The organism is uncultured Brachyspira sp. (genome assembly GCF_949287625.1).
GTDB lineage: Bacteria > Spirochaetota > Brachyspiria > Brachyspirales > Brachyspiraceae > Brachyspira.
The window spans coordinates 1-2,933 of record NZ_CASEGO010000187.1 but is presented as its reverse complement, the minus strand read 5'-3'; the positions used below and the strand labels follow the sequence as shown (position 1 = coordinate 2,933).

At 26.6% G+C, this 2,933-nt stretch carries 5 protein-coding genes; all 5 read right to left on the bottom strand.

What is annotated here, in order from left to right; all coding sequences use genetic code 11:
• The coding region (locus Q1X91_RS15440; protein ID WP_300759479.1) for a hypothetical protein at positions 1 to 419 on the bottom strand (419 nt) is incomplete at its 3' end.
• A gap of 66 nt (positions 420 to 485) precedes the next feature.
• On the bottom strand, positions 486 to 1,463 hold the full coding sequence (locus Q1X91_RS15435; RefSeq protein WP_300759477.1) for a hypothetical protein: 978 nt from the start codon (positions 1,461 to 1,463) through the stop codon (positions 486 to 488).
• Complete coding sequence (locus Q1X91_RS15630; RefSeq protein WP_366945523.1) at positions 1,453 to 1,608, bottom strand: polymorphic toxin type 44 domain-containing protein; 156 nt, start codon at positions 1,606 to 1,608, stop codon at positions 1,453 to 1,455. Before Q1X91_RS15630 ends, Q1X91_RS15435 begins: the two co-directional genes overlap by 11 nt.
• 9 nt (positions 1,609 to 1,617) lie before the next feature.
• Positions 1,618 to 2,364 carry a hypothetical protein gene (locus Q1X91_RS15430; protein ID WP_300759475.1) on the bottom strand — a complete coding sequence of 249 codons (747 nt, stop codon included), beginning with the start codon at positions 2,362 to 2,364 and terminating at the stop codon, positions 1,618 to 1,620.
• A partial coding sequence (locus Q1X91_RS15425; protein ID WP_300759473.1) for a hypothetical protein occupies positions 2,364 to 2,933 on the bottom strand: 570 nt, incomplete at its 5' end. The genes Q1X91_RS15425 and Q1X91_RS15430, both read right to left, overlap by 1 nt.

Genomic DNA, 2,933 nt, shown 5'->3' with positions numbered 1-2,933 from the left:
GTATCTTTCCAATCTTTATTATCTTTTGGAAATATTATTTCTATATATTCTTCACTGCCATCTTCTGCTTCTATTCTTATAATGTCATCATCTTCTAGTACATCTAAAAAAGCATTTCCATCAATAGTTTCTTTATCTGGAAGTGATGTGAATTTAATAGGCATTACCACATCTCCTTGATTTATCCCTTGATTTATCGTAAATGTTCTTTCTAATTTTTTATTTTCCATTGCAGTTTTATTTATCCAGGCATAGTCTAAACATTTACCATTGGCTGATTTTTTACACGATAAATCTACCTTATTAAAAGAAAACAATACTTTCTGGTTACTGCAGGCTTCTGCTGGATTGTAGCTAAATGATGCCTTGCCATTACTTACTTTGCTTTCAAATATTTCTCCTGTGCTGTTAACCAGCATATAATATGACTTATCGTTATGAAATTTATTTATATTTTTCTATATATTTTAAATATTTTTTATTCATTAACATATCATACCATTCTTCTGGTACAGCCATTCTTCTGGTACAGGATAACTTGTTAATTTTAAAAACTTTTCTGCTTTCTCATAACTTAATTTATCAAATTCAGTAAAGAAATTTAATACATATTCTTTCCAGCCTGCATATTTTGGATTAGCTATTGTATTAAACACTTCTTCTATTGAGTAATATTTTAGTTTATATAATTCATCACTTTCTTCATCTTCTACTTCTATGTAATCAGGGTCCCAGGGAAGCGGAACTTCATATAAAAATATTGATGACAGGTTCAATTCTTTTATTTCATGTAATAGTTCATTATTATTAGTGATTATCTCATACACCTGCTGCATTTCATAAGTTCTTTCTATATTTCCATAACCATAAATCTGGCTTACTGTGAAAAACAATACAGTAGCTTCATTTTCAAACTTTACCTGCATTCTGCCATATTTTGTGCCAACATCTAACATAATGCTGTGATTATCTTTATTCATACGCTTTGTATAGTTTTTATTAATGTATGATAAAATATTAGATAATAACTTCTCATTTGCTTCTGGAATATATTTTTTTATTATATTTACAATATTGATACCTGTATCTAAAAATTTATCTGTTATAGTGATAGAGTTGTATCTTGCAAAACCTGCAATTTTAAAACAAGCTACTTCTGGGTAAACATTAATATCTGAGAATAGGTATGATTCATATTTTTTATTAGTACCATATTGGCATAATCTTAATTTCTCTTCTTTATAGTATTCTATTCTTTCTTCAAAAGCAGTAGAAACTAATACATAACCGACTATAAAAATACTACAAATAAAAAGAAAAATACCCATTCTGATAAAATCAGATAAATAGAAAATATTAAAAAATAATAGTAGTATAAAACTAGTTACTAAAATTGTAATAAATAATAGTATTATTAAAGCTTCTATTTTTTCAAACAGTATAATTTTTGTATCAATCTTCATCGCTATCACCTTCAAAAAAATTTGATATACCAAAATATCCAGCATAGCCGCCAGCGAATACACCACCTAACAACACACTTTCACTAAATTCACAATATTTACCTATTGTACCAAAATGAATATTAGACCAAGCATCATATGGTATATCTTTAGCTTATCTGTTGATATGACCTATCCATTTTATGATATTATAATCATCATCTATTTCTACTTCTAAATCTTTATATTTGTTATAGATTCGTGGAGCAAGTTCATTTTCAAAATAGTCTATTCCTTTTTTAGTTGCTACTGTAAATACATTATAAATAGACCAAAATGTTGGGTCATCCCATGAAACAGCACCAAATGTAGGAGCAGTTCCTAACATATGTTTTACACCATCTTTGTATATATAAGGGCATGTATCTGTAGTATAAATTTTACCATTATAAAGTTGTACATCATAACCATGATAATTAAATCTTTCTTTATATAAAAAATTATCTCTAAAATGTAACCATGCTTTATACTTATCTTCCATATAGTTTGATAGTAAAGTTTCTTCTGGTGCATCTACCATAAAATCTATATAACCAGATAAAAACAAATGACCTACTATATGATAATATTCACTTATATAGCTTGCATGAAAATCATTAGATATATTCGTATATTTAAAAAGTGATATTTGCATAGATTCATCGGACTCACTTTTTTCACTCATATAAGCATAGTTAAAATATAATAAACACACATATTCAATTATTTCTAAAATTTCTACCTTAGTGACTTCTGGATACATTTCAATAAACATATCTAAAAAATTTATTTCTTCTGGTATTACAGATTTATACTTATCTTCACTTATTTCTTTATAAAATAAATCAAAACCTGTACTGTATAATAACTTTATTGTTTTCATTATTTGTCACCTATATTATCTTTAGATACATCTATATGAACTTTTCTACTTGTACTTTTTGTTCCTCCATTTATATCTATTGTTGGTTTATTTTGACTGATTTTACTAGAAAATGTTCTATATTGTATTATCATATTTTCATCTACTCTTCCTTGAAAAATATCCCCTTTCCCTTCTATCTTTTTTTGCGTAATATCAATATCTTCTGCTAAATCTTTCCAAAGATTCTTTAAATCATTTTCAGTTTTTACAAGTCTAATATTTTCACCATCATTTATTTTACCTGATTTAGAACGCTTTTTAGGAGAAGGTAATTTATCTACAATATCTAAAATCTTTTTTTGTGCTTTTGTCAACTGTTTAACAGTTTTTATTTCTTTTGCAGCAAATTTTACTCCTTTAGATACAAACTTTCCTGATTTTAATAAAGGATGTGGTATATTGGAAACTATATCTAAAGCACCAGTAGTTATATCTATTGCTGTATCTTTCCAATCTTTATTATCTTTTGGAAATATTATTTCTATATATTCTTCACTGCCATCTTCTGCTTCTATTCTTATAATGTC

What these genes read in the sequence shown, in the direction of transcription:
- Q1X91_RS15435 (WP_300759477.1), bottom strand. Translation starts at nt 1,463, where the DNA reads ATGAAGATTGATACAAAAATTATACTGTTTGAAAAAATAGAAGCTTTA.
- Q1X91_RS15430 (WP_300759475.1), bottom strand. Translation starts at nt 2,364, where the DNA reads ATGAAAACAATAAAGTTATTATACAGTACAGGTTTTGATTTATTTTAT.